Origin of the sequence: Streptomyces koelreuteriae (genome assembly GCF_018604545.1) — a bacterium.
Classification (GTDB): domain Bacteria; phylum Actinomycetota; class Actinomycetes; order Streptomycetales; family Streptomycetaceae; genus Streptomyces; species Streptomyces koelreuteriae.
The window spans coordinates 2,217,110-2,240,253 of record NZ_CP075896.1; the positions used below are offsets into that span (position 1 = coordinate 2,217,110).

Here is a 23,144-nt window from a genome sequence, read left to right on the forward strand (position 1 = left end):
GGCCCTCAGAGCGCGTCGGGGCCGCGCTCGCCGGTCCGGACCCGTACGGCCGTCTCGACCGGGACGGACCAGACCTTGCCGTCACCGATCTTGCCGGTGCGGGCGGCCTTGACCACGACGTCGACGAGCTGCTCGGCGTCGTCGTCCTCGACCAGGACCTCGATACGGATCTTGGGGACCAGGTCGACGGTGTACTCGGCACCGCGGTAGACCTCGGTGTGGCCCCGCTGACGACCGTAGCCGCTGGCCTCGGTGACGGTCAGGCCGTGTACTCCGAAGGCCTGCAGGGCCTCCTTGATCTCGTCGAGCCGGTGCGGCTTGACGACGGCGGTGATGAGCTTCATGCGTCCACCTTCTTGCTCGCGGCTGCGGCGACCGGGGCCGTGACGGCCGTCTTGGCGGCACCGCCACCGGCGCCACTGAAGTCGTATGCGGTCTCGGCGTGCTCGGCCTGGTCGATGCCGGCCACCTCCTCGTCCTCGGAGACCCGCATACCGATGGTCTTGTGGAGGACGAAGGCGAGGATCGCGGAGACGATCAGCGAGTAGGCGAGCACACCGCCGACACCGGCGAGCTGCTTCCAGAGCTGGTCGAACGTGTGGTCGCCGTAGAACACGCCCGTGGCGTCGGACTGGCCCTTACCGCTGGCGAAGAAGCCGATCAGGATGGAGCCGGCGATACCGCCGACGAGGTGGACACCCACGACGTCGAGCGAGTCGTCGTAGCCGAACTTGTACTTCAGGCCCACGGCCATGGCGCACAGGACACCGGCGATGGCGCCGACGGCGATCGCGCCCATCGGAGTGACCGAACCACCGGCCGGGGTGATGGCGACCAGACCCGCGACCGCGCCGGAGGCGGCGCCCAGCGTGGTGAACGCGCCGTGGCGGATCTTCTCGTAGGCGAGCCAGGCCAGCATGGCGGCGGCGGTGGCGACCTGCGTGTTGACGAACATCAGGGTGCCGACGCCGTCGTCGTTGCCGAGCCACGAACCCGCGTTGAAGCCGAACCAGCCGAACCACAGCAGACCGGCGCCGAGCATGACCAGCGGGAGGCTGTGCGGGCGCATCGGGTCACGCTTGAAGCCGACGCGCTTGCCGATGACGAGGATCACGCCGAGCGCCGCGGCACCGGCGTTGATGTGGACCGCGGTACCACCGGCGAAGTCGATCACGCCCATGTCGAAGGCCCAGCCGCCCTCACCCCAGACCCAGTGGGCGACGGGGAAGTAGACGATCGTGGCCCACAGCGCGATGAACAGCGCCCAGGCGGAGAACTTCACACGGTCCGCGAGAGCACCGCTGATCAGGGCGGGCGTGATGATGGCGAACATCAGCTGGAAGACCATGAAGGCCAGCAGCGGGATGTTGTACGTGCCCCACAGCTCGCCCTTGTCGACCCCGGTGAGGCCGACCCAGTCCGAGTTCCAGCCGATGAGGCTCCCGGAGTCGGTGCCGAACGCCATGGAGAAGCCGTACAGCACCCACAGGATGGTGACGATCCCGAGGCTGATGAAGCTCATCATCAGCATGTTCAGGGTGCTTTTGACGCGGACCATGCCTCCGTAGAAGAAGGCCAGACCCGGGGTCATGAGCATCACCAGGGCGGAACAGATGAGCATGAACCCTGTGTTGGCGGCAGACAGCTTGGGCGCCTCTGCGGCAAGGGTGATGGCTGGTGCCATCGGCGTCTCCTCGTCGTTGGTACGGCCCCGTGCGGGCGAAGCCTCGAGCGGATTGAGGGGTGGGCCGGTTATGCGCCACGAGATTGACGCAGCGCCGTTTCGGTCGAAGCCCCTCGTTGTTTCGCCGCCGTGACGAAGGCGCGTGCTGTGTTACGCGTCGATGAACTGCCGGATCGCGGGCGCGCCGATCGTTATCGTGGCGCAACCTTCGGCTCTCGCGGCCGTGGGAACGACAAGGCCGGCCGCGGTCGGCCTTCCGATGACCTGGCATGGGGGAGCCGAGTCGGGCAGTTCGGGAGGGCCGGCCGCGGCCGGGGTTCAGGGGTGCCGGAGGGCGGCGGTCAGACCGCCTCCGCGGTCTCGGGCAGCTCGGCGGCGAGCCGCTCGGTGAGGTCGACGACCTCGCCGAGGTCGCCGAAGTCCCGCGCGGCGGTGTCGACCGTCTTTCGGATACGAGTGTTGACCCGCTCGGAACGGACCTTCTTGGCCACGTGCATGGCCTGCGTGGCGAAGACCGTGCTCTGCTCGGCCTCGCGCCGCAGGAGGTGCACGGTGGCCATGCCGATCAGGTTGAGCGCGTACGACCGCTGGTGCTCGCCGTCCTCGGCGAACAGCTGCACGGCCCGCTCCATCAGGGGCTCGGCCAGCGAGGCGTAGGTCGGGCTGCGGCCGGCGACATAGGCCAGGTCGCGGTAGGAGTGGGAGTTCTCGCCGTACAGCTCGGCCTCGGAGAAGAAGCGGATCCAGTCGGGGTCCGGCTCGTCCCACTCGCCGGCGTCGGCGAAGGTGTCCTCGGCCATCCGGACCGCCCGCTTGCACTTGCCGGGCTGTCCCATGTTGGCGTAGGCGCGGGCCTCCATCGCATACAGCATCGACTGGGTGCGCGGGCTCGCGCAGTCGCGGCTGCCGTACTGCGCGAGGTGGATCAGCTCCAGCGCGTCGTCGGGCCGCCCGAGGTGGATCATCTGCCGGCTCATGCTGGACAGCACATAGGAGCCGAGGGGCCGGTCACCAGCCTCCTTCGCGGCGTGCAGCGCGAGGACGAAGTACTTCTGCGCGGTCGGCTGGAGCCCGATGTCGTACGACATCCAGCCGGCCAGCTCGGCCAGTTCGGCGGCGACCTTGAACAGCCGCCGGGTGGTGGCCTCGGGCTGGGGCTCCTGGAGCAGGTCCGTCACCTCGTGCAGCTGGCCGACGACCGCCTTGCGGCGCAGGCCGCCGCCGCACTGGGCGTCCCACTGCCGGAACATCACGGTCGTGGACTCCAGGAGGTCCAGCTCGGGTTTGGAGAGCCGGCCCCGGGCGCGCCCGGAGGAGGGCTCGGGCTCCGAACGCTGGGCCGGGGGCGAGGGGACGAGCCAGCGCTGCATGGGCTCGATGAGGGCCGGGCCCGCAGACAGGGCCAGCGAGCTCCCGAGGAAGCCGCGCCGCGCCAGCATCAGGTCGCTGCGCGAGAACTCGCTGAGCAGGGCCACGGTCTGCGGGCCCGTCCAGGGCAGGTCGACGCCGGTCGCGGAGGGTGACTGGCGCGCGGTGCGCAGCCCCAGGTCCTCGACGGAGACGACCACACCGAAACGCTCCGAGAACAGCTCGGAGAGGATCCTGGGGATCGGCTCGCGGGGGTTCTCGCCGTCGAGCCAGCGGCGCACGCGCGAGGTGTCCGTGGAGATGTGGTTGGCGCCCAGCTGGCGTGCCCGGCGGTTGACCTGGCGGGCCAGCTCGCCCTTGGACCAGCCGCTGCGCACGAACCAGGAGGTGAGCAGCTCGTTCGGGCGCTTGTCCGCGTGCGTCGCGCTCGCAGCGTTCGTTCCGCCTCCGCCGTTGCCGCTCACTGGAACGCCCCCATCCCTGAGACCACTTGTCGCCGTGTGCGCCAAGGCCTATCAGCATGCCGGTTCGCACGGTCATCCGTCCGGCCCTTGTCACCCATCGAACGGAATACCGACTTGCCTCCGGCATACCCACGAGTGCATGTGCCCCCAGGACTCGTGCACACAAAGTAATCCTACGATCACCCGTCCAGCCACGGCTCACACGGAAACGCCACCATTCGCCACCCCTTCGAATGAACTCACGTACGGCTGACCGCGATTCACTTGACACAGCACAACCAGGAGCGGGTGCAGCGATGCACTGAGGGGCGCGTGTCGCCGAGCGCACCACCCTGGACACCTCCGGGCGCTGAGTGAAGGGAACGCCGCTCGGGAAGGCGGAAACAGAGAGTCACGCAGAGCGACCGCTGCGTAACCACCGGTGCGTCGGACCCGTTGGAGGGGGCATGGTCTTCACGATCGGCATCAGCCGGGGCATGCGCGACATCCGGTCTGGCTCGCGCCGCCGAGGCCGCACTTCGGACGGCACCGCCGTGGCCGAGTACACCGGGCTGTGGGGCTGGGACGTGGTGCCGGGCGCCCGGGCCTCGGGGGGCGCCTGCTCCTGCGGACGCCGCGACTGCCCGGCGCCGGGTGCGCATCCGCTGGACTTCGCGCCGGTGATCCCCGCCGGGGCGACGCTGGACGACGTGACCGAGTCCTGGGGCGAGTTCCCCGGCGCCTCGGTGATGCTGCCGGTCGGCAGGGCGTTCGACGTCATCGAGGTGGCCGAACCCGCCGGCTGCCGGGCGCTGGCCCGGCTGGAGCGCATGGGTCTGCCCGTCGGCCCGGTCGCGGCGACCCCGGACGGCCGCGCCCACTTCTTCGTCGCCCCCGGCGCCGCCGCCGATCTGTCCGGCCTGCTCTACCGCATGGGCTGGGACGACCCGGCCTCCCTCGACCTGCGCGGCCTCGGCCCCGGCACGCACATCACGGCGCCGCCCTCCGACCGCGGCGGTCTCGGCCCGGTGCGCTGGCTGCGCTCCCCCGCCCTGGACTCGGAGTCCCGGGCGCCGGAGGCCCGCCTGGTGCTGGGCACGCTGGCGTATGTGGCGCATCGGTCCCGGGCCTAGCCGGGAGACGTCCCCACACAGCGAAGCGCCCGTCCCGACGGTGTATCGGGGCGGGCGCTTCGTCAGTGGACGCGGATGTCCGGAGGTCACTCGGCTGTATCCGGAGGTCACTCCCCGATAAGGGCGTCAACGAACGCCTCCGGCTCGAACGGCGCCAGGTCGTCCGCGCCCTCGCCGAGCCCGACGAGCTTGACCGGAACGCCCAGCTCGCGCTGGACCGCGACCACGATGCCGCCCTTGGCCGTGCCGTCCAGCTTGGTGAGGACGATGCCGGTGATGTCGACGACCTCGGCGAAGACCCGGGCCTGGACCAGGCCGTTCTGGCCGGTGGTGGCGTCGAGCACGAGCAGCACCTCGTCCACCGGGGCGTGCTTCTCCACGACCCGCTTGACCTTGCCGAGCTCGTCCATGAGGCCGGTCTTGGTGTGCAGGCGGCCGGCGGTGTCGATGAGCACGACGTTCGCGCCCCTCTCCTTGCCCTCCTTGACCGCGTCGAAGGCGACGGAGGCGGGGTCGCCCTCCTCCGGTCCGCGCACGGTGTGGGCGCCGACGCGCTCGCCCCAGGTCTGGAGCTGGTCGGCGGCGGCGGCCCGGAAGGTGTCGGCGGCGCCCAGGACCACGCTCTGACCGTCGGCGACCAGGACGCGGGCGAGCTTGCCGGTGGTGGTGGTCTTGCCGGTGCCGTTGACCCCGACGACCATCACGATGCCCGGCTTGCGGTCCTCCGGCTCGGTCTTGACCACGCGGTCCATGTCGCGGCCGACCAGGGTGAGCAGTTCCTCGCGCAGCAGGGTGCGCAGTTCGACCGGGGTGCGGGTGCCGAGCACCTTCACCCGCTCGCGCAGGCGCTCGACCAGTTCCTGGGTGGGCTGCACGCCGACGTCGGCGGTGAGCAGCGTGTCCTCGATCTCCTCCCAGGTGTCCTCGTCGAGGTGCTCGCGCGACAGCAGCGTGAGCAGCCCCTGACCGAGGGCGTTCTGCGAGCGGGAGAGACGGGCCCGCAGCCGGACCAGGCGGCCCGCGGTGGGCTCCGGGATCTCGATCTCGGGAGCTTCGGCGGGCGGCTCCTCGACGGTGACGGGAGCCGAGCCGTCCGGGAGATCCACCTCCTCTATGGTTCGCCGCGGTTCCTCCCGCGGCGTCTCGGCCTCGTCGCCGACGTGCGGCTCGGCCGGTGGGACGGTGATGTCGGGCGCTGCGGGCGGGGGCGGGGGCAGCTGCTTCTTGCGCCGGCTGCCGACGATGAGCCCGCCGAGCGCGCCGAGCACGACCACGGCGATGACTACAGCAAGGATGACGATGTCCATAACGCGTCCAGTATCAGCCATGGGCCCCCGGGTCACCCCGCTTGTACCGTCGCGCGGGGCCGAGGGCCGCCGGATCTCCACACCCCTGGATGTCTGATGCCCCGTCAGCTAACGTCCCCCGGACACCCGCCCGGTGAAGCCGGTCACCCGCCCGGTGAAGGGAGACGTCCCCATGCCCGTCACGGTCGTACGCTTCAACCTCGTCGCTCCCGGGGCCTCCCCCGCCGAGCTCGGCGCCCGCTATCGGGCGGCCCTGGAGATGGCCTCGTACGCCGACGACCGGGGCGTCACCACGGTGCAGACGGAGGAGCACCACGGGGCCGACAACAACTGGCTGCCGTCGCCGTTCGCCTTCGCGGGGGCGGTCTTCGGCGCGACCCGGCGTGTCGCGGTCACCGTCTCGGCGGTGATCGGCCCGCTGCACGACCCGCTGCGGCTGGCCGAGGAGATCGCCGTGCTGGACCTGCTGAGCGGCGGCCGGCTGGTGACGGTCGCCGGCATCGGGTACCGGCCCGAGGAGTACGACCTGTTCGGCGTCGAGTTCGCCCGGCGCGGCCGGCTCCAGGACGAGCTGCTGGAGACACTGCTGCGGGCGTGGACCGGCGAGCCCTTCGCCTTCCGGGGGCGCACGGTCCGCATCACCCCGCGCCCGTTCACCGACCCGCATCCGCTGCTCCTGGTCGGCGGCTCCTCCAAGGCCGCCGCCCGCCGGGCCGCCCGGCTCGGCCTGCCCTTCTTCCCCAGCGCGCACCTCCCGGAGCTGGAGGCGTACTACAAGGACCGGCTCGCCGAGTACGGCACCGAGGGCTGGGTGATGATGCCCGCGGCCGAGACACCGCTGCTGCACCTGGCCGAGGACCCGGACCGGGCCTGGGCGGAGTACGGCCAGCACTTCCTGCACGAGGCGCGGACGTACGCCTCCTGGCAGTCGGGCGGGGTGCGCTCGGCGGTGAAGTCGGCCGCGACGACCGTCGAGGAGCTGCGCGCCGAGGGCGTGTACCGCATCCTCACGCCCGAGGCGTGCGCGGAGCTGGGCCTGGACTCCTATGTGCTGCATCCGCTGGCGGGCGGGATGCCGGCGGAGGAGGGGTGGCGGAGTCTGCAGCTCTTCTGCGAGCGGGTGCTGCCGGGGCTGGGGAGCTGACGCTCGCGGATATCCGCTGGCCCGCCCCGGCCTCTCGGTGATCCACTGACTCCATGACTCTGTCGGTTGATGTGTTCCTGCTGGAGCCGGACGGACAGCGGCAGATACTCGACGTCCCCGAGGGGCGCGACGACTCGGCCGGGTTCGAGTCCTGGCGGACGACGGTGTGGGGGTCCGAGCCGGTACGCGCGCTGGGCGCCCGCTTCCTTCCCGTGCTGGCTGACGGCGACCTGGAGATCGAGGCCGAGAGCGTCGCGGAGTTCCTGGGCGAGGTGGCGCTGCTGTGTGACCATCTCGACGCCATCGCCGAGAGCACTCAGCGGCCGCGAGGGCTCGCGGAGCACCGGGAGGGGCTGGTGAGGCGGCTGCGGAATCTGGAGGTGGCCGCCCTGCACGCCCGGGTGATCGGCGGCGGCGTCCTCGTCTGGTGACGAGACAGACCGCCGCCCCGGCTCGGGCAGTGGCCGAACCGGGGCGACGGCGGGTTACGGGGAGAGGGGCAGCGGGGACTTTGGCCCTTCTCCCCGAGTGCGGGGGCTGGCTCAGCCCATCTCCTCCAGGGCCTTGCCCTTCGTCTCGCTGACGAACTTCAGGATGAAGGGGATGGAGAGCGCCGCGAAGGCCGTGTAGATCACGTACGTCATGGAGAGGTTCCACTCGGCCAGCGACGGGAAGCTCGCGGTGATGGCCCAGTTGGCGATCCACTGCGCGGCGGCGGCCACACCCAGGGCGGCGGCGCGGATCCGGTTGGGGAACATCTCGCCGAGCATGACCCAGACGACCACACCCCAGGACAGGGCGAAGAAGAGGACGAAGACGTGCGCGGCGATCAGCGCGATCCAGCCCTGCGCGGCCGGCAGCGTGCCGTCGACCAGCGGGTGGGAGAACGCCCAGGCCTCCAGCGCCAGGCCGACGACCATGCCGACCGAGCCGATGATCGCGAGCGGCTTGCGGCCGATGCGGTCGACGAAGATCATCGCGATCACGGTGCCGACGATGTTGATGATCGACGTGGTGAAGGAGTAGAAGAACGAGTCCGCCGGGTCGACGCCGACCGACTGCCACAGCGTCGAGGAGTAGTAGAACGCGACGTTGATGCCGACGAACTGCTGGAAGACCGACAGGCCGATACCGATCCAGACGATCGGCTTGAAGAAGAAGCTCCCGCCGAGCAGGTCCTTGAAGCTGGACTTGTGCTCGCTGGTCATCGCGTGCTCGATCTCGGCGACGCGGGCGTCCAGGTCGATGTCCTTGCCCTCGACCTCGGCGAGGATCTCCCGGGCGCGCTCGTGCTTGCCGACGGAGATCAGGAAGCGCGGGGACTCGGGGATCCGGAAGGAGAGCAGGCCGTACAGGATGGCCGGGATGACCATGACGCCCAGCATGACCTGCCAGGCCTCCAGGCCCATCAGCTCGCCGCGCTGGTCGCCGTCGGCGGCGTTCAGCAGGCCCCAGTTGACCAGCTGCGACACGGCGATGCCGATGACGATCGCGGCCTGCTGGAAGGAGCCGAGCCTGCCGCGGTAGGCGGGCGGGGCGACCTCGGCGATGTAGGCCGGGCCGATCACGGAGGCCATACCGATGGCGAAGCCGCCGACGACGCGCCAGAAGGCGAGGTCCCACAGGGCGAAGGGGAGCGCCGAGCCGACGGCGCTGACGGTGAAGAGGGCCGCGGCGATCTGCATGCACCGGATGCGGCCGATGCGGTCGGCTATCCGGCCGGCGGTCGCGGCGCCGATGGCGCAGCCGATGAGGGCGACGGCGATGACCTGGGCGAGGGCTGCGGAGCCGATGTCGTAGCGGCCTCGGATGGCTTCGACGGCACCGTTGATCACGGAACTGTCGTAGCCGAAGAGGAAACCGCCCATCGCGGCCGCCGCCGCGATGAAGATGACGTGCCCGAGATGTTCGGGGTGAGCCGTCCTGGCTCCGGACTTGGGTGCCTGCGCTGTGCTGGTCACGTGTACTCCTCGGGCCACCGGCAACGCTGCCGGAGGGGATCAGCCCTTCGAGGTCCACCTGAAGGTACCTGAAGGTAAAAGGAACGTTGCCGAGACTATGCCTTCAAGTTTCGAAGTCAATAGGTCGGCAGACGTGAATCTGCGTCAGGAGTGTGGGGGCGATGTGTTCAAGAATTGAATCCATCAAGCGTCGCAGGTGAGAAGGATGTACACGGCATTCATCTAGCGCAGACGCTGGCTGATGACCTTCGACACACCGTCGCCCTGCATGGAGACGCCGTACAGCGCGTCGGCGACCTCCATCGTGCGCTTCTGATGGGTGATCACGATGAGCTGCGAGGCCTCCTGCAGCTCCTGCATGATCCGGATGAGCCGCTGGAGGTTGGTGTCGTCGAGGGCGGCCTCGACCTCGTCCATGACGTAGAACGGGCTGGGCCGCGCCTTGAAGATCGACACGAGCAGCGCCACGGCGGTCAGCGACCGCTCCCCGCCCGAGAGCAGCGACAGCCGCTTGACCTTCTTGCCCGGCGGCCTGGCCTCGACGTCCACGCCCGTGGTGAGCATGTTGTCGGGGTCGGTCAGGATCAGCCGCCCGTCACCCCCGGGGAAGAGCCGGCTGAAGACGCCCTCGAACTCCCGGGCCGTGTCCCGGTAGGCCTCGGTGAAGACCTGCTCGACGCGCTCGTCGACCTCCTTCACCACCTGGAGGAGGTCCGCCCGTGTCTTCTTCAGGTCCTCGAGCTGCTCGCTGAGGAACTGGTGGCGTTCCTCCAGTGCCGCGAACTCCTCCAGGGCGAGCGGGTTCACCTTGCCGAGCTGCTGGTAGGCACGCTCGGCCGACTTCAGACGCTTCTCCTGCTCGGACCTCAGATACGGCTTCGGCCGGTTGCGCGGGTGCTCCGGGTCCTCCGGCAGCTCCTCGCCCTCGGCGGGGGGCGAGGGCGGCACGAGCTGGTGCGGTCCGTACTCCGCCACCAGTCCGGCCGGTTCGACACCCAGCTCCTCCAGCGCCTTCGTCTCCAGCTGCTCGATCCGCAGCCGCTTCTCGGCGCCGAGTACCTCGCCTCGATGGACCGAATCCGTCAACTTGTCGAGTTCGGCCTTGAGATCTCGTCCCTCGGTTCGGGCGCGGGCGAGTTCCTGTTCGCGGCGGGCCTTGGCGGCATCGGCGGCGACGCGCTCCTCGTCGGCGCGGGCCAGGGAGACCTCGACGTGCGCGAGGAGCTGCCGGGCGCCCGCGCCGACGGCCTCGGCGACGGCCGCCTCGTGCCGCAGCCGGGACCGCCGCTGCTCCGCACGCGCGCGTGCCTCACGCTCCGCCCGGGCGGCACGGTCGAGCGAGTCGGCCCGTCCGGCCAGGCCCTTGACCCGTTCCTCGTGCGTACGGGCCTGGAGCCGGGCCTCCATCTCGGTCTGGCGGGCGTTGGCACCGTCGGCGGCGAGCCGGTCCCGTACGGAGGTGTCGGGCTCCTCCTCGATCGGCATCTCCTCGGCGACGGCGAGCCGCTCGGCGAGTTCCTCGACCTCGGCGAGGGCCTTGTCGAGGGCCTCCTGGGCCCGGGCGGCGGCGGCCGTGGACCGCTCGGCCTCCCCGGCCGCGCCCCGGGCCTGCCCGGCGAGCGCTCCGAGTTGCTGAGCGACGGAGGACTTCTCCCGGTCGGCGGCCCGGCGCCGCTCCCCCACGTCCTCGACGAGCGCGGCGCACTCCTTGCGCCGCTCGACGGCCTGGTGCTGGGCCTCGGTCAGCTCCTCGCAGCGCACCGCCAGCTCTTCCAGTTCGGCGGCGGCCTCGTCGACGGAGGCCTGTACTTCGAGGAGGCTGGGGGCACCGGCGGAGCCGCCGTGGGCGAAGTGCGCGCCGAGGAGGTCGCCTTCGGCGGTGACGGCGGTGAGGTCGGGGTGGGTGTAGACGAGGTCTTCGGCGGCTTCGAGGGTGTCGACCACGACGATGCCGTGGAGGAGCCGTCGGACGGCCGGCATGAGGTCGGTGGGGCCGCGGACCAGGTCGACGGCGAACGTTCGTCCCGCGTCTGCGGGTGCGTCGTGATGGTTCGCGCCGTTCCCCGCGCCCGGTGCTCCTGCCAGGAGCAGAGTGGCCCTGCCTCCGTCCTGCTTGCGGAGGAGTCTGATGGCGTCGGCCGCTGATGCCGGGGTCGTCACGGCGATCGCGTCCGCTGCCGCTCCGAAGGCCGCTGCCAGGGCGACCTCGTGTCCCGGGGTCACCGTCAGCAGTTCCGCCGCCGGGCCGAGCAGGCCGGAGAGGCGATCCTTCGCCGCGAGCAGTATTCCGGTGCCGTCCTTGCGGCGCAGGCCCATGGCCAGGGCCTCGTGGCGGGCCTGGGTCGCGGCGCGCTTGCGTTCCGCCGCCGTGGCGGACTCGCGGGCTGCGGTGAGGGCGGACTCGGCGTCGGCGAGCCGCTGCTTGGCGGCCTCGTGCTGTTCGGCGAGTTCCGCGTCGCCGGCGTCGAGGCCGTCGACCTCGGCCTTGAGGGCCTCGTACTCCTCCTGCGCGGCGACGGCTCGCTCCTGGGCCTCGTCGCGGGCGGCGGCCAGGCGTTCGATCTCGGCCTGGGCGGAGGCGGCGCGGGAGCGGGCCGCGTTGACCTGGCCGCTCAGTCGGGCCAGGCCTTCGCGCCGGTCGGCGATGGCGCGGGCGGCGTCCTTCAGGCGCCGTTCCTCCTGGGTGAGCGCGCGTTCCAGCTCGGCGCGGTGGGAGACCGTGTCCTCCAGGGCGCGTTCGGCCGCCTCCAGGGCCGCTTCCAGCTCGGCCTCCTGCTCGCGGATGCGGGCGGCCTCGCGCTCCATGTCCTCGGGGTCGCGGCCGCGCCGCTCCTCGGGGGGTGCGGAGGTGGCGCTCTTCACCCGGGCGTCGGCCAGCGAGATCGTGCCGCGCACCCGCTCGGCGAGCTGGGAGAGCTCGTACCAGGTCTGCTGGGCGCGCTGGAGGCGTGGCGTGAGCTGCCGTACCTCGTCCTCCAGAAGGGCCTCGCGCTGGAGCGCCTTGCGCAGCTCCCGCTCGGCGGCCTCCTTGCGCTCCTTCAGCGCGGCCTCGTCGGCGACCTCGGCGTTGAGGGCTTCCTTCAGCCGTACGAGGTCGTCGGCCAGCAGTCGCAGGCGGGCGTCGCGCAGGTCGGCCTGGATGACTGCGGCCCGGCGGGCGACGGCGGCCTGGCGGCCGAGGGGCTTGAGCTGGCGCCGGAGTTCGTCGGTGAGGTCCTGCACGCGCGCGAGGTTGGCCTGCATCGCGTCCAGCTTGCGCAGCGCCTTCTCCTTGCGCTTGCGGTGCTTGAGGACTCCGGCGGCCTCCTCGATGAAGGCGCGGCGGCCCATGGGGTCGGCGTGCAGCACGCCGTCGAGCTGCCCCTGCCCGACGATGACGTGCATCTCGCGGCCGATGCCGGAGTCGGAGAGGAGCTCCTGGATGTCGAGGAGGCGGCAGGTGTCGCCGTTGAGCTGGTACTCGCTGCCGCCGTTGCGGAACATGATCCGCGTGATGGTGACCTCGGCGTACTCGATGGGCAGGGCCCCGTCGGAGTTGTCGATGGTCAGCGACACCTCGGCGCGGCCCAGCGGAGGGCGGCCGGTGGTGCCGGCGAAGATGACGTCCTCCATCTTGCCGCCGCGCAGCGATTTGGCGCCCTGCTCGCCCATGACCCAGCTCAGCGCGTCCACGACATTGGACTTGCCCGAGCCGTTCGGCCCTACGACGCACGTGATCCCCGGTTCGAACCGGAGGGTGGTCGCCGAGGCGAACGACTTGAACCCGCGGAGGGTCAGGGCCTTGAGGTGCACGCCGCCGGACTCTACCGCCCGGGTTCGTCTCACTCCATGAACCCACGGTTTCGCCGCTGAACGCGCAGGGCACACCACACGTTAAAGACGGTGAAAGGATGCGGGGGAAAGAAAGAAGGGACGCCGACGGCGTCCCTTGCACTTCTGACAACTCAGCGGTTATGACGGGCGGCCCAACCACTGCTCTGCTGTTGTGGAGCGATGCAGTGATCAGGTGAGCGCAGGCTCCGCCTGGTGTGCGTCAACGCTCTCCATGATCCTGTCGTGAGAAGCGGCAGCCGTCAGCGCCTCGTTCTCGGCCTGGATCCGTCCGAGCTCGGATTCCAGGTCCTGGACGCGCTGCTGGAGCCGTCGCATCTCGGCGAGGAGTCGAGGGTCGGAGCCGCCGACGTAACCGAGAAGCGCCTTTGCCATGATGGATGGTCCTCCACAATGCGTGACCGACCGATGCGGTGTGGGTCGTGAGGGATTCGCACCCGCGATGCTTGGTACGGCCTGGAGTTGTTCCGCCGTTCAGCCATGCCAAACAGCTAAGGTGCGCGGGGCTTTCAGCGTCTCACCAAAAAGTTTGACGGTCAACACGATCACGCCCCGTATTGGGGGCCGACCGGGCGCGTGCGGCCTGATGCGGCGGCACAGCGGCTTCTGCGGGGCCCTCGGGGCGTGGCGATCATCCTTGCGTGCGGAGTCTGCCAAGGCAAGCGATTCTTGGCAATCACCAGCCAGTTTCCGTCCGGGACGGCCGTCGGAGGCCTGTCCTGGGGCGCCCCTGAGGCCCGCCCTCCGGTACGGGATCAGCGGATGGCAAAGCCGTCGTAGCCGCCACGGGGTGTGTCCCAGATCTCGGTGACGCCGTCCACACGGCCGGGCGTGTCGTCGCCCTCGAGCCACTCCAGCAAGCCTTCACAGCCTTCTCGCGCGCCCTCCGCGACCACTTGGACCCGACCGTCGCCCAAATTGAGAGCAAAACCACTCAGGCCGCCGATCTCCAGGGCCTTGGCCCGCGTGAACCAGCGGAAACCCACACCTTGGACGCGTCCCCGCACCCAGGCGACCAGTCGCACATCCTCGCTCATGACTGCAACCTAACCGCCCAAACTCCCTCGGGCGCACTTCCTTCACTTGCGCCATGCGGTACCGTCCCCACCCAACGAATCTCATATGAAACTCACACCATCGAGTGAGTTTGGTGTTGATCTCGAGGACGAGTCGACCGCCAGGACGAGGAAGGCCAGAACATGGGACGCCACCGTCGCTCCGACGCCGGCAGCGCCGCCACGGGCAGCGCCACGGGGATCATGCAGGCCGACGGCACCGCGGAGGGCCACGATCCGCTGCACGGCGCGGAGGACGGCCCGACCATGGGCATCGCGCCCTATCTGAACCCGGAGGCCTACGCCGACACCTACGCCCGGAGCGAGGCCTACCTGTTCGAGACGGAGGCCGCCTCGGCGGGTGACGGGTACGCCGGGATTCCCCGCCAGCGGACCGCCGAGACGGCCGTCTTCGCGAGCGAGGGCTTCACGCCCGAGGGCGGCTCCCGTCGGGCCGGCTCGCACCGCCGCCGGAAGAAGGCCGCACGGCCGATGCGCACCGGTCTGCTCGGTGTGTCCGCCGCGGTCGCCATCGGCACCGTCGCGGTGGCCACGGGCGCCGTTCCCGGCCTCGAGAACTACAAGCTCGGCGGAGACGGCGGCGCCGACAAGGTGCAGGCCGCCGACACGCCGACCAACACCCCGAGCGGGCAGGGCGGCACCTCCGGCAGCACCGACGGCCGGGGCTCCACGCCCACGAGCCGGGACGCCGAGCGCTCCCTGTCGCCGTCACCGTCCGCCTCGACGTCGTCGGCCGCGCCGACCAAGACGCCCGAGAAGGCGGAGAATACACAGGAGAAGACCCCGGAGAAGAAGAAGCCGGCGGCGACTCCCCGCGAGGAGCCGGAGAGCTCGCCCTCCCGTACGGCCGCGCAGGAGGCGCCCGAGAAGCCCAGTGCCCCCGCCGCCCTCTCCGAGGAGTCGGCCGCCGCGGCCCAGGTGCTCAAGCTCGTGAACGAGGAGCGGGCCAAGGTGGGCTGCAGCGCCCTCGCCGCGAACAGCGCGCTGGCCGAGCTGGCGCAGAACTACAGCGAGGACATGCGCGCCCGGGGCTTCTTCGACCACACCGACCCCGACGGCAAGACGCCGTGGGACCGGGCCGAGGCCGCCGGGATATCCAACCTCGGCGGGGAGAACATAGCCCGCGGCCAGGCTGACGCCGCGGCCGTGATGGACGCCTGGATGAACAGCCCCGGCCACCGCGCCAACATCCTGAACTGCGACTTCAAGACGCTGGGCGTCGGCGTCGAGCTCGGGTCGGGCGGCCCGTGGTGGACCCAGAACTTCGGCTACTAGACCCTCGGGGTGCGCTAACCAGAAGTTAGCGCACCCTAGGAGTGAGCGCTGTGCTGGCGTACTCTTGGGGCATGACCACCACCCAGGAGCTCACGGAGGGGCTGGACGACCTCCCGTACAACGTGTTCGCCAGGGCCTGCCCTTCGCGCGGCACGCTGGAGCATGTCACGGGCCGCTGGGGCGGGCTCGCGCTGACCGCTCTGTACGAGGGGTCGCTGCGCTTCAACGAGCTGCGCCGCCGGGTCGACGGTGTGAGCGAGAAGATGCTCTCCCAGACGCTGCACGCGCTGGAGCGCGACGGCCTGGTCCATCGTGAGGCCCAGCCGACCAACCCGCCCCGGGTGGACTACGAACTGACGCCGCTGGGACGCGGTGTGGCCGAGCGCCTGCTCGCCCTGATCCACTTCGTGGAGGGCAGCATGGACGACGTCCTGGCCGCCCGCGAGCGGTACGACTCCGCTAGGGCGTGATCCGCGGCGGTCGCTGGCACTTCGGGCAGTAGTAGCTGGAGCGGTTCATCCAGGACCGCCGGCGCATCGGTGTGCCGCAGCGTCGGCAGGGCAGGCCCTCGCGGCCGTACGCGTCGAGGGACCGGTCGAAGTAGCCCGACTCGCCGTTGACGTTGACGTAGAGGCTGTCGAAGCTGGTGCCGCCGACCGCGAGGGCGGAGTTCATCACGTCCCGCACATGGCCGAGGAGCAGCAGTGTGCGGGGGCGTGTGAAGGTCGCGGTCGGGCGCTCGTAGTGGATGCGGGCGCGCCAGAGGGCCTCGTCGGCGTAGATGTTGCCGACGCCGCTGATCAGCGACTGGTCGAGCAGGGCCCGTTTGATCGTGGACCGCTTGCGGCGCAGCGCCTGGTGGAAGCCCTCTTCGTCGAAGAGCGGGTCGAGCGGGTCTCGGGCGATGTGCGCGATGACGTCGGGCAGGCCCTCGGGGGTGTTGTCGTGCAGTGACAGCCCGCCGAAGGTGCGCTGGTCGACGAAGCGGAGTTCGGTGTCCAGGGCGTCCGTGAAGCGGGCGCGGATGCGCAGGTGCTTCTCGTCCGGAGCCGTGTGGGGCTGCACCAGCAACTGGCCGCTCATGCCGAGGTGGGCCAGGATCGACTGGTCCGTGTCCTCCAGGGGCAGCCACAGGTATTTGCCGCGGCGGCTGGGTGTGCCGATGCGGTGGCCCTTCAGGCGGTCCGCGAAGTCGGCGCCGCCCGCGAGGTGGCGGCGCACCGCGCGCGGGTGCAGCACCTCGACCTCGGCGACGGTCCGGTGGGCGACCCACCGCTCCAGGCCGCGCCGGACGACCTCGACCTCGGGCAACTCGGGCATGGGCTCCCCCGGTGTACGAGCCGAGCGCCCGCCCCCGGGCAGGGGCGGGCGCTCGGGTGCGCTTGTTTCTGTTCGGTCAGGCGGACGCCGGCTCGGGGCCGGCGCTCTCGTCGGCGGCGGCCTGTTTGGTGGCCGCCTCCTTGGCGCGCTCGTCCGCTGCGGCCTTGATGGCCCGCCACGCGGATTCCGCGGCCTGCTGTTCCGCCTCCTTCTTGCTGCGGCCGGTGCCGGTGCCGTACGAGACGCCTCCGACGCGGGCGGCAGCAGTGAAGGTCTTCTCGTGGTCGGGGCCGGTCTCCGTGACCAGGTACTCGGGTACACCGAGCCCCTCGGTCGCGGTGAGCTCCTGGAGACTGGTCTTCCAGTCCAGGCCGGCTCCGAGGTTCGAGGACTTCTCGATCAGGGGGTCGAACAGACGGTGCACGAGCTCCGCCGCGGACTCCAGTCCCTGGTCGAGATAGACCGCACCGATCACCGCTTCGAGGGTGTCGGCGAGGATGGACGCCTTGTCCCGGCCGCCCGTTCCCTCTTCACCGCGGCCGAGCCGGATGAAGGAGCCCAGGTCGAGCCCACGGCCCACCTCCGCCAGCGCACGCGAGTTGACCACCGCGGCCCGCAGCTTGGCCAGCTGGCCTTCGGGCAGATCGGGGTGGGTTCGGTACAGCGTGTCCGTGACCACGAGGCCGAGGACGGAGTCCCCGAGGAACTCCAGGCGCTCGTTGGTCGGCAGACCGCCGTTCTCGTACGCGTAGGAACGGTGGGTCAGCGCACGCACCAGAAGGGCGGACTCGAGCTTGTACCCGAGCCGCCCTTCCAACAGCGTGTGGGACGAGGCCTGGTTGTCCGCAGAGTTTTTCTTCGGCGTGGACACAGTGCCTCTCACCAGCCGCTCAGACCTCGAGGACCTGGCGCTTGTTGTAGGTGCCGCAAGACGGGCACGCGATGTGCTGCTGCTTGGGCTCGTGGCAGCGCTCGCACGCAACCAGGGTGGGGACCGCAGCCTTCCACTGCGACCGGCGGTGGCGCGTGTTGCTGCGCGACATCTTCCGCTTCGGAACAGCCACGGCTACTTCTCCTGCTTCTCGTCGACGCCCGGTTCGGCGCCGCTCATCTCGTCCTTCTCGCCGTCCTTCATGGTGCCGGCGAGTCCCTGCAAAGCCGCCCAACGGATGTCGACGGCGTCGTGGTGGTGGTCCGGGTCGTCCGCCAGCCGCGCGCCGCATTCGGCACACAGACCAGGGCAGTCTTCCTGGCACACCGGCTGCATCGGCAGTGCGAGCACCACCGCATCACGCAGCACGGTCTCGAGGTCGAACAAGCCGTCCTCGAGGAAGAGCCTGTCCTCGTCGTCCTCGGCGTCGTCGCCCGGTTCCGCGATCACGCGGCCCCGGTCGTCGGCGTCAGGGTACGAGAACATCTCCTGGAATTCCGCTTCGACGTCGAGCTGAAGCGGCTCCAGACACCTTACGCACTCCCCCTCGGCCCCGGCACGGGCGGTGCCTGTGACAAGCACCCCTTCCATGACCGACTCCAGGCGGAGTTCGAGCTCCACCGGGGCGCCTTCCGGCACTCCGATGACTCCCTTGATACCGAAGTCCTTGGGAGCGTCGACCGTGCGGGTCAGGCGCTGCAGCGCACCGGGCCGCCGGCCCAGCTCGTGCGTGTCGAACACGAGGGGGTTTCGGTGGTCGAGGCGGGCGTTCAGAGCCATTCCTGCTTTCGATCTTGCGAGCTGAGAGGTCGCCGCCCTTCGGTGTTGCGGGCAGCGTGGATCGCGGACGTACGCGCGACCGAAGAGCCAGGATACTGGACCTTTCGCTGTCGGCCCAATCCGGTGCTCAGCCGTTGCCGCGACCCTGCTCGTAGGCGCGGATCTGCTCGGCGGTGATCATGCCGGTGTCGAAGAGGCTGGTCTCGTCGAGGGCGTATCCCTGCTGGCCCTGCTGGGCTTGTTGCGCCTGCTGGGCCTGCTGGGCCTGGTTCGGGTCGTACGCGGCCTGCTGAGGGTCGTAGCCCTGGTAGGCGTAGGGATCGGCGTGCTGGTAGCCGTACGGGTCCTGCTGGGCGGCGTAGGGCTGCTGCGGGTAGCCGCCGCCGTAGGGGGCGGGCTGCTGCGGGACGGGAGCGCCGGTCGCCGGATCGTAGGCGGCGGCCGGGGCGTAGGCCGGCTGCGGCGGCCCGTAGTCGGGCTGCTGGGCGGGCTGCTCGGCCGGGGGCTTCTGGTCCGCGAGGGCGGCCAGGTCGGCGAGGTAGTCGGCGTCGCTGGAGTGCTGGACCGTGCTGAGGTCGCCGGCGAGGGCGCCGAGGTCGTCGCTGGCGATACGGCCGTGCAGCTTCTGCCGGCCGCGGCCGACGGCCTCCAGGGTCTTGGCGAGGACCGCCTCGAAGGAGCCCAGCTTGGCGTGGACGTACTCGTCGGCCGTACGGCGCAGGGTCTCCGGGTCCTGGCTGCGCTCGGGGGCGTCCTCGTCCTCGTAGCCCTGCTCGTCGATGCCGGGGCCGGTACCGAGGAGCTTCTCGCGGCCGCGGCCGACGGAGCCGAGGGTCTTGGTGAGGACGACCTCGAAGTTGGCGAGCTTGGAGTCGACGTAGTCGTCGGCCTCGGCGCGGACCTCCTCGGCCTCCTGGCGGGCCTCGGTGAGGATCCGGTCGGCCTCCGCCTGGGAACGGCGGGCGACCTCGGTGTCGGAGATCAGGGAGCCGCGCTCGGCGTGCGCCTGCCCGATGATGCGCTCGGCCTCCTGGCGGGCGTGCTCGACCATCTGCTCGCGGCCGCCGATCAGCTCCTGGGCCTGGGCGAGCGAGTCGGGCAGCGCCGCGCGCACCTCTTCCAGCAGCGAGAGCAGTTCGGCGCGGTTGACCACGCACGAGGCCGACATGGGCATGGACCGGGCGCCGGAGACCGCGGAGACGATCTCGTCGAGCTTCTTCTGCACGTCCACCGTGTGCTCGCCACTCTCTACAGATGCGTTGGAGACGGACGGGACGACTGTAGTCCCATCAGTCCTTGCGCAGACGCTCGTTGAGCTCCTGGAGGACCTCCGCCGGGACCAGGTGGGAGACGTCCCCGCCCCAGGTCGCGACCTCCTTGACCAGGGAGGACGACAGGAAGCTGTAGGTGGGGTTGGTGGGGATGAAGAGGGTCTCCACGCCCGAGAGGCCGTTGTTCATCTGGGCCATCTGCAGCTCGTAGTCGAAGTCGCTGACCGCGCGCAGGCCCTTGACGATGGCGGGGATGTCGCGCTGCTTGCAGAAGTCGACGAGCAGGCCGTGGAAGGCCTCGACCCGGACGTTGCCGTACTCGGCGGTGACCCGGCGGATCAGGTCGATCCGCTCCTCGATCTCGAACAGGCCCTTCTTGGCCTGGTTGATCATCACCGCGACATAGACCTCGTCGTACAGCCTGGAGGCGCGGGAGATGATGTCGAGGTGTCCGTTGGTGATCGGGTCGAACGACCCGGGACAGACGGCGCGGCGCACTTGTGTTCCCTCGCTCTCCGGTCCGGTCATCGTGCGTCTTCGCACGTAGAGGCGGCGCGACCGTACCAAAACGTTCCCTCGCCGTAGCGGCGGGCCCGGAGGGGTTCGAAACCCTCGGGCCACCGGAATTCACCGCCTCTGGTGCTGCGCTCCACGGTGACGAGGGCTTCTTCCGCGAGCCAGCCTTCCGTGCGGAGTGTGAGCAGGATCTCGCGAAGATCGTCGTCCGTGACGGCGTACGGGGGGTCGAGGAAGACGAGGTCGTAGGGGTCGCCGGGGTTCGGCGTACGGATGATCTGTTCCGCTTTGCCTGATCTGACCTCGGCGCCGGGGAGACCCAGGGACTTCACGTTCTCGCGGACCGTGCGGGTCGCTCGGGCGTCGGCTTCGACGAGGAGGGTGTGGCCCGCGCCTCGGGAGAGGGCCTCCAGGCCTACGGCTCCCGAGCCGGCGTAGAGGTCGAGGACGCGTTCGCCTTCCAGGGGGCCGCCGAGGAGGGATTGCCAGGTGGAGAACAGGCCCTCTCGGGCGCGGTCCGATGTGGGGCGGGTTCCGGTGCCTGGCGGGACGGCCAGGCGGCGTCCGCCGGCCTGGCCGGCGATCACGCGCGTCATCTGTGGTCCTTGGTCGTGGGCGGGTTCAGGTATCAGTGTGGCTGGTCGCGCAGTTCCCCGCGCCCCTAAGAGAGGGGCATTCGCCCTCAGCCCTTTTCCAGGTACTGCTCCCTCTCCTCGTCCAGGAGGGCGTCCAGAGCCGTCCTGAGCGCGGGCAGGTGGGTCAGGTCCGGGTCGGATGCCACCACCGCTGTCGCCTCCTCCCGCGCCTCGGCGATGATCTCCTCGTCCTCGATGACCGCGAGCATCCGCAGAGACGTCCGGGCGCCCGACTGGGCCTGGCCCAGGACGTCGCCCTCGCGGCGTTGTTCCAGGTCGATGCGGGAGAGCTCGAAGCCGTCGAGGGTGGCGGCGACGGCGTTCAGGCGCTGGCGGGCCGCGCTCGCCTCGGGCATCTCGCTGACGAGGAGGCACAGGCCGGGCGCCGAGCCACGGCCGACGCGGCCGCGCAGCTGGTGGAGCTGGGAGACGCCGAAGCGGTCGGCGTCCATGATCACCATGACGGTGGCGTTGGGGACGTTGACGCCGACCTCGATGACCGTGGTGGCGACCAGGACGTCGGTCTCGCCTGCGGCGAAGCGGCGCATGACCGCGTCCTTGTCGTCGGGCTGCATACGGCCGTGCAGGACCTCGACCCGGACGCCTTGGAGGGGGCCCTTGGAGAGCTGGTCCGCCACGTCGAGGACCGCGAGGGGCGGGCGCTTCTCGGCGGCGTCCTCCGGGGACTCGGGCGGCTTCTTCTTGCCGGGCTTCTTGGGGTCGTCCTCCTCGTCACCGATGCGCGGGCAGACGACATAGGCCTGATGGCCGTTGCCCACTTCCTCGCGGACCCGCTCCCAGGCGCGGGCCAGGAAGTGGGGCTTGTCGGCGGCCGGAACGACATGGCTGGCGATGGGCGAGCGGCCGGCCGGGAGCTGGTCGAGGACGGAGGTCTCCAGGTCGCCGAAGACCGTCATGGCCACCGTGCGCGGGATGGGCGTGGCGGTCATGACCAGGAGGTGCGGGGGCTGTTTGCCCTTGCCGCGCAGGGCGTCGCGCTGCTCGACGCCGAAGCGGTGCTGTTCGTCGACCACGACCAGGCCCAGGTCGTGGAACCGCACCTTGTCCTCGATCAGCGCGTGGGTGCCGATGACGACGCCGGCCTCGCCGGTGGTGAGGTCGAGCAGGGCGTGACGGCGGGCCGCCGCGCCCATGGAGCCGGTGAGCAGCACCACCTTGGTGGCCTTCTCGGCGCCGCCCAGCATGCCGCCCTCGGCCAGCTCGCCCATCATCTCGACGATCGATCTGTGGTGCTGCTGGGCGAGCACTTCGGTGGGCGCGAGCATGGCGGCCTGCCCGCCGGCGTCGACCACGGCGAGCATGGCGCGCAGGGCGACCATGGTCTTGCCCGATCCGACCTCGCCCTGGAGCAGCCGGTGCATCGGATGGTCGGTGGCCAGGTCGTCGAAGATCTCCCGGGAGACCCGCTGCTGGCCGTCGGTGAGGGTGAAGGGGAGGCGGTCGTCGAAAGAGGCGAGGAGGCCGTCGGGCGTGAGCTTGCGGGGCACCGCCGGGAGTTGGGCGTCCGCGTGGCGGCGACGGGCGAGGGCGACCTGGAGGACGAAGGCCTCGTCCCACTTGAGGCGGGCCCGGGCGTCCTCGATGTCCGCCTTGGTGTGCGGGCGGTGGATCTTGAGCAGGGCCTCGGGGAGGGGGACCAGGCCGCGGCCCTGGCGCAGGGAGTCCGGCAGCGGGTCGAGGGCCTCCTGGGCCGTGGGCAGGACCGTCTGGAGGGCCTTGCCGATCTTCCAGGACTCCAGCTTGGCGGTGGCGGGGTAGATCGGGATCAGGGCGCCGGCCCAGGTCTCGACGGACTCGTCGGGGTCATCGGGGTCGCCGCGCAGCAACTCGTAGGCCGGGTGGGCGAGTTGGAGGCGGCGGTTGAAGACGGAGACCTTGCCCGCGAACATCGCGCGCGTGCCCGGCAGGAGCTCCTTGTGGGGCTTGTGAACACCGGCGCCGAAGAAGACCAGTTGGAGGCGGCCGCTGCCGTCCGTGATGGTGACCTCCAGGCGCTGGCCCTTGCCGCGCGGGGCCTTGGCGGAGGCGAAGCTGTGCAGGCGGGCGTCGGCCACCTGGGCGACCACGGTGACGTGCTCGTCCATGGGGAGTTCGGCGAGGTGGGTGAGCTGGCCGCGCTCCTCGTATCTGCGCGGGTAGTGGTGGAGCAGGTCGCCGACGGTGAGCAGGCCGAGATGCTCGGCCATCACCTTCGCGGTGGCGGGGCCGAGCACCGACTTCAGCGGTTGTTGCAGCGGTTCTTCCAGTGCGGGCACGAGATCCATTGCACACCACGCCACTGACAATGCCGTAGAGGCGGCGGCGCACGTTGCCGTACACGTCCCGGAAATCGCTGGTCAGACGGGTGGTTCCGGCCTTAGGATGACGCGCTCCCGGCCCTTCCTCGCGGTCACCGCCTCATCGGGACCGCCCGACCCCGCGCCGTCGCGAGTCCCCCACCGGCGCCGT

At 70.6% G+C, this 23,144-nt stretch carries 21 protein-coding genes; 5 read left to right on the forward strand and 16 right to left on the reverse strand.

Annotated elements, in window-relative coordinates; genetic code table 11:
- Nucleotides 1-5 precede the first annotated feature (5 nt).
- From KJK29_RS09635 to nsdA, 3 genes are all read right to left on the reverse strand, one after another.
- Nucleotides 6-344 carry a P-II family nitrogen regulator gene (locus KJK29_RS09635; RefSeq protein ID WP_215118299.1) on the reverse strand — a complete coding sequence of 113 codons (339 nt, stop codon included), beginning with the start codon at nucleotides 342-344 and terminating at the stop codon, nucleotides 6-8.
- Nucleotides 341-1,684, reverse strand: a complete 1,344-nt coding sequence (locus KJK29_RS09640) for an ammonium transporter (RefSeq protein WP_215118300.1) — start codon at nucleotides 1,682-1,684, stop codon at nucleotides 341-343. Before KJK29_RS09640 ends, KJK29_RS09635 begins: the two co-directional genes overlap by 4 nt.
- 341 nt (nucleotides 1,685-2,025) lie before the next feature.
- Complete coding sequence (gene nsdA, locus KJK29_RS09645; RefSeq protein ID WP_215118301.1) at nucleotides 2,026-3,516, reverse strand: transcriptional repressor NsdA; 1,491 nt, start codon at nucleotides 3,514-3,516, stop codon at nucleotides 2,026-2,028.
- A gap of 446 nt (nucleotides 3,517-3,962) precedes the next feature.
- On the opposite strand from nsdA, the gene KJK29_RS09650 reads away from it, so the two are divergent.
- Complete coding sequence (locus KJK29_RS09650) at nucleotides 3,963-4,628, forward strand: bifunctional DNA primase/polymerase (RefSeq protein ID WP_215118302.1); 666 nt, start codon at nucleotides 3,963-3,965, stop codon at nucleotides 4,626-4,628.
- A 107-nt stretch (nucleotides 4,629-4,735) separates the two neighbouring features.
- On the opposite strand, the gene ftsY is transcribed toward KJK29_RS09650, so the two are convergent.
- A complete protein-coding gene (gene ftsY, locus KJK29_RS09655; RefSeq protein WP_215118303.1) occupies nucleotides 4,736-5,935 on the reverse strand; it encodes a signal recognition particle-docking protein FtsY in 1,200 nt (399 codons plus the stop codon).
- A gap of 172 nt (nucleotides 5,936-6,107) precedes the next feature.
- On the opposite strand from ftsY, the gene KJK29_RS09660 reads away from it, so the two are divergent.
- The gene (locus tag KJK29_RS09660; protein ID WP_215118304.1) at nucleotides 6,108-7,079 is read left to right on the forward strand and encodes an LLM class flavin-dependent oxidoreductase; all 972 of its coding nucleotides are present in this window, start codon (nucleotides 6,108-6,110) and stop codon (nucleotides 7,077-7,079) included.
- 53 nt (nucleotides 7,080-7,132) lie between these two features.
- Nucleotides 7,133-7,510, forward strand: a complete 378-nt coding sequence (locus KJK29_RS09665; RefSeq protein ID WP_215118305.1) for a hypothetical protein — start codon at nucleotides 7,133-7,135, stop codon at nucleotides 7,508-7,510.
- A gap of 111 nt (nucleotides 7,511-7,621) precedes the next feature.
- Here the strand turns inward: KJK29_RS09665 and KJK29_RS09670 are convergent, their stop codons facing one another.
- The 4 genes from KJK29_RS09670 to KJK29_RS09685 all read right to left on the reverse strand — a co-directional run bounded on the left by KJK29_RS09670 (nucleotide 7,622) and on the right by KJK29_RS09685 (nucleotide 13,908).
- Nucleotides 7,622-9,040: a sugar porter family MFS transporter gene (locus KJK29_RS09670; protein ID WP_215118306.1), complete on the reverse strand. Its 1,419-nt coding sequence runs from the start codon at nucleotides 9,038-9,040 to the stop codon at nucleotides 7,622-7,624.
- Between the two features lie 222 nt (nucleotides 9,041-9,262).
- Nucleotides 9,263-12,832, reverse strand: a complete 3,570-nt coding sequence (gene smc / locus KJK29_RS09675; protein WP_215118307.1) for a chromosome segregation protein SMC — start codon at nucleotides 12,830-12,832, stop codon at nucleotides 9,263-9,265.
- 210 nt (nucleotides 12,833-13,042) lie between these two features.
- Nucleotides 13,043-13,246 carry a hypothetical protein gene (locus tag KJK29_RS09680; protein WP_030852030.1) on the reverse strand — a complete coding sequence of 68 codons (204 nt, stop codon included), beginning with the start codon at nucleotides 13,244-13,246 and terminating at the stop codon, nucleotides 13,043-13,045.
- Nucleotides 13,247-13,626: 380 nt separating this feature from the next.
- Complete coding sequence (locus KJK29_RS09685) at nucleotides 13,627-13,908, reverse strand: acylphosphatase (protein ID WP_189727968.1); 282 nt, start codon at nucleotides 13,906-13,908, stop codon at nucleotides 13,627-13,629.
- Between the two features lie 162 nt (nucleotides 13,909-14,070).
- On the opposite strand from KJK29_RS09685, the gene KJK29_RS09690 reads away from it, so the two are divergent.
- Entirely contained in the window at nucleotides 14,071-15,222 is a 1,152-nt protein-coding gene (locus KJK29_RS09690; protein ID WP_215118308.1) for a CAP domain-containing protein, read from the forward strand.
- Between the two features lie 71 nt (nucleotides 15,223-15,293).
- Nucleotides 15,294-15,692: a winged helix-turn-helix transcriptional regulator gene (locus KJK29_RS09695; protein ID WP_215118309.1), complete on the forward strand. Its 399-nt coding sequence runs from the start codon at nucleotides 15,294-15,296 to the stop codon at nucleotides 15,690-15,692.
- Here KJK29_RS09695 and mutM read toward each other — a convergent pair.
- The 8 genes from mutM to recG form a co-directional block, all read right to left on the reverse strand.
- Nucleotides 15,682-16,542, reverse strand: coding sequence for a bifunctional DNA-formamidopyrimidine glycosylase/DNA-(apurinic or apyrimidinic site) lyase (mutM, locus tag KJK29_RS09700; protein ID WP_215118310.1), 861 nt, complete (start codon nucleotides 16,540-16,542; stop codon nucleotides 15,682-15,684). The genes KJK29_RS09695 and mutM overlap by 11 nt on opposite strands.
- Nucleotides 16,543-16,618: 76 nt before the next feature.
- The gene (gene rnc / locus KJK29_RS09705; RefSeq protein ID WP_215118311.1) at nucleotides 16,619-17,413 is read right to left on the reverse strand and encodes a ribonuclease III; all 795 of its coding nucleotides are present in this window, start codon (nucleotides 17,411-17,413) and stop codon (nucleotides 16,619-16,621) included.
- A 19-nt stretch (nucleotides 17,414-17,432) separates the two neighbouring features.
- Nucleotides 17,433-17,606: a 50S ribosomal protein L32 gene (gene rpmF, locus KJK29_RS09710; protein WP_003951102.1), complete on the reverse strand. Its 174-nt coding sequence runs from the start codon at nucleotides 17,604-17,606 to the stop codon at nucleotides 17,433-17,435.
- 2 nt (nucleotides 17,607-17,608) lie between these two features.
- On the reverse strand, nucleotides 17,609-18,253 hold the full coding sequence (locus KJK29_RS09715; RefSeq protein WP_189727960.1) for a YceD family protein: 645 nt from the start codon (nucleotides 18,251-18,253) through the stop codon (nucleotides 17,609-17,611).
- 127 nt (nucleotides 18,254-18,380) lie between these two features.
- The gene (locus KJK29_RS09720; protein WP_215118312.1) at nucleotides 18,381-19,484 is read right to left on the reverse strand and encodes a DivIVA domain-containing protein; all 1,104 of its coding nucleotides are present in this window, start codon (nucleotides 19,482-19,484) and stop codon (nucleotides 18,381-18,383) included.
- A 58-nt stretch (nucleotides 19,485-19,542) separates the two neighbouring features.
- On the reverse strand, nucleotides 19,543-20,022 hold the full coding sequence (coaD, locus tag KJK29_RS09725) for a pantetheine-phosphate adenylyltransferase (RefSeq protein ID WP_184598550.1): 480 nt from the start codon (nucleotides 20,020-20,022) through the stop codon (nucleotides 19,543-19,545).
- A gap of 26 nt (nucleotides 20,023-20,048) precedes the next feature.
- The gene (gene rsmD / locus KJK29_RS09730; protein ID WP_215118313.1) at nucleotides 20,049-20,636 is read right to left on the reverse strand and encodes a 16S rRNA (guanine(966)-N(2))-methyltransferase RsmD; all 588 of its coding nucleotides are present in this window, start codon (nucleotides 20,634-20,636) and stop codon (nucleotides 20,049-20,051) included.
- A gap of 86 nt (nucleotides 20,637-20,722) precedes the next feature.
- Nucleotides 20,723-22,960, reverse strand: coding sequence for an ATP-dependent DNA helicase RecG (recG, locus tag KJK29_RS09735; RefSeq protein WP_215118314.1), 2,238 nt, complete (start codon nucleotides 22,958-22,960; stop codon nucleotides 20,723-20,725).
- Nucleotides 22,961-23,144: the final 184 nt, after the last annotated feature.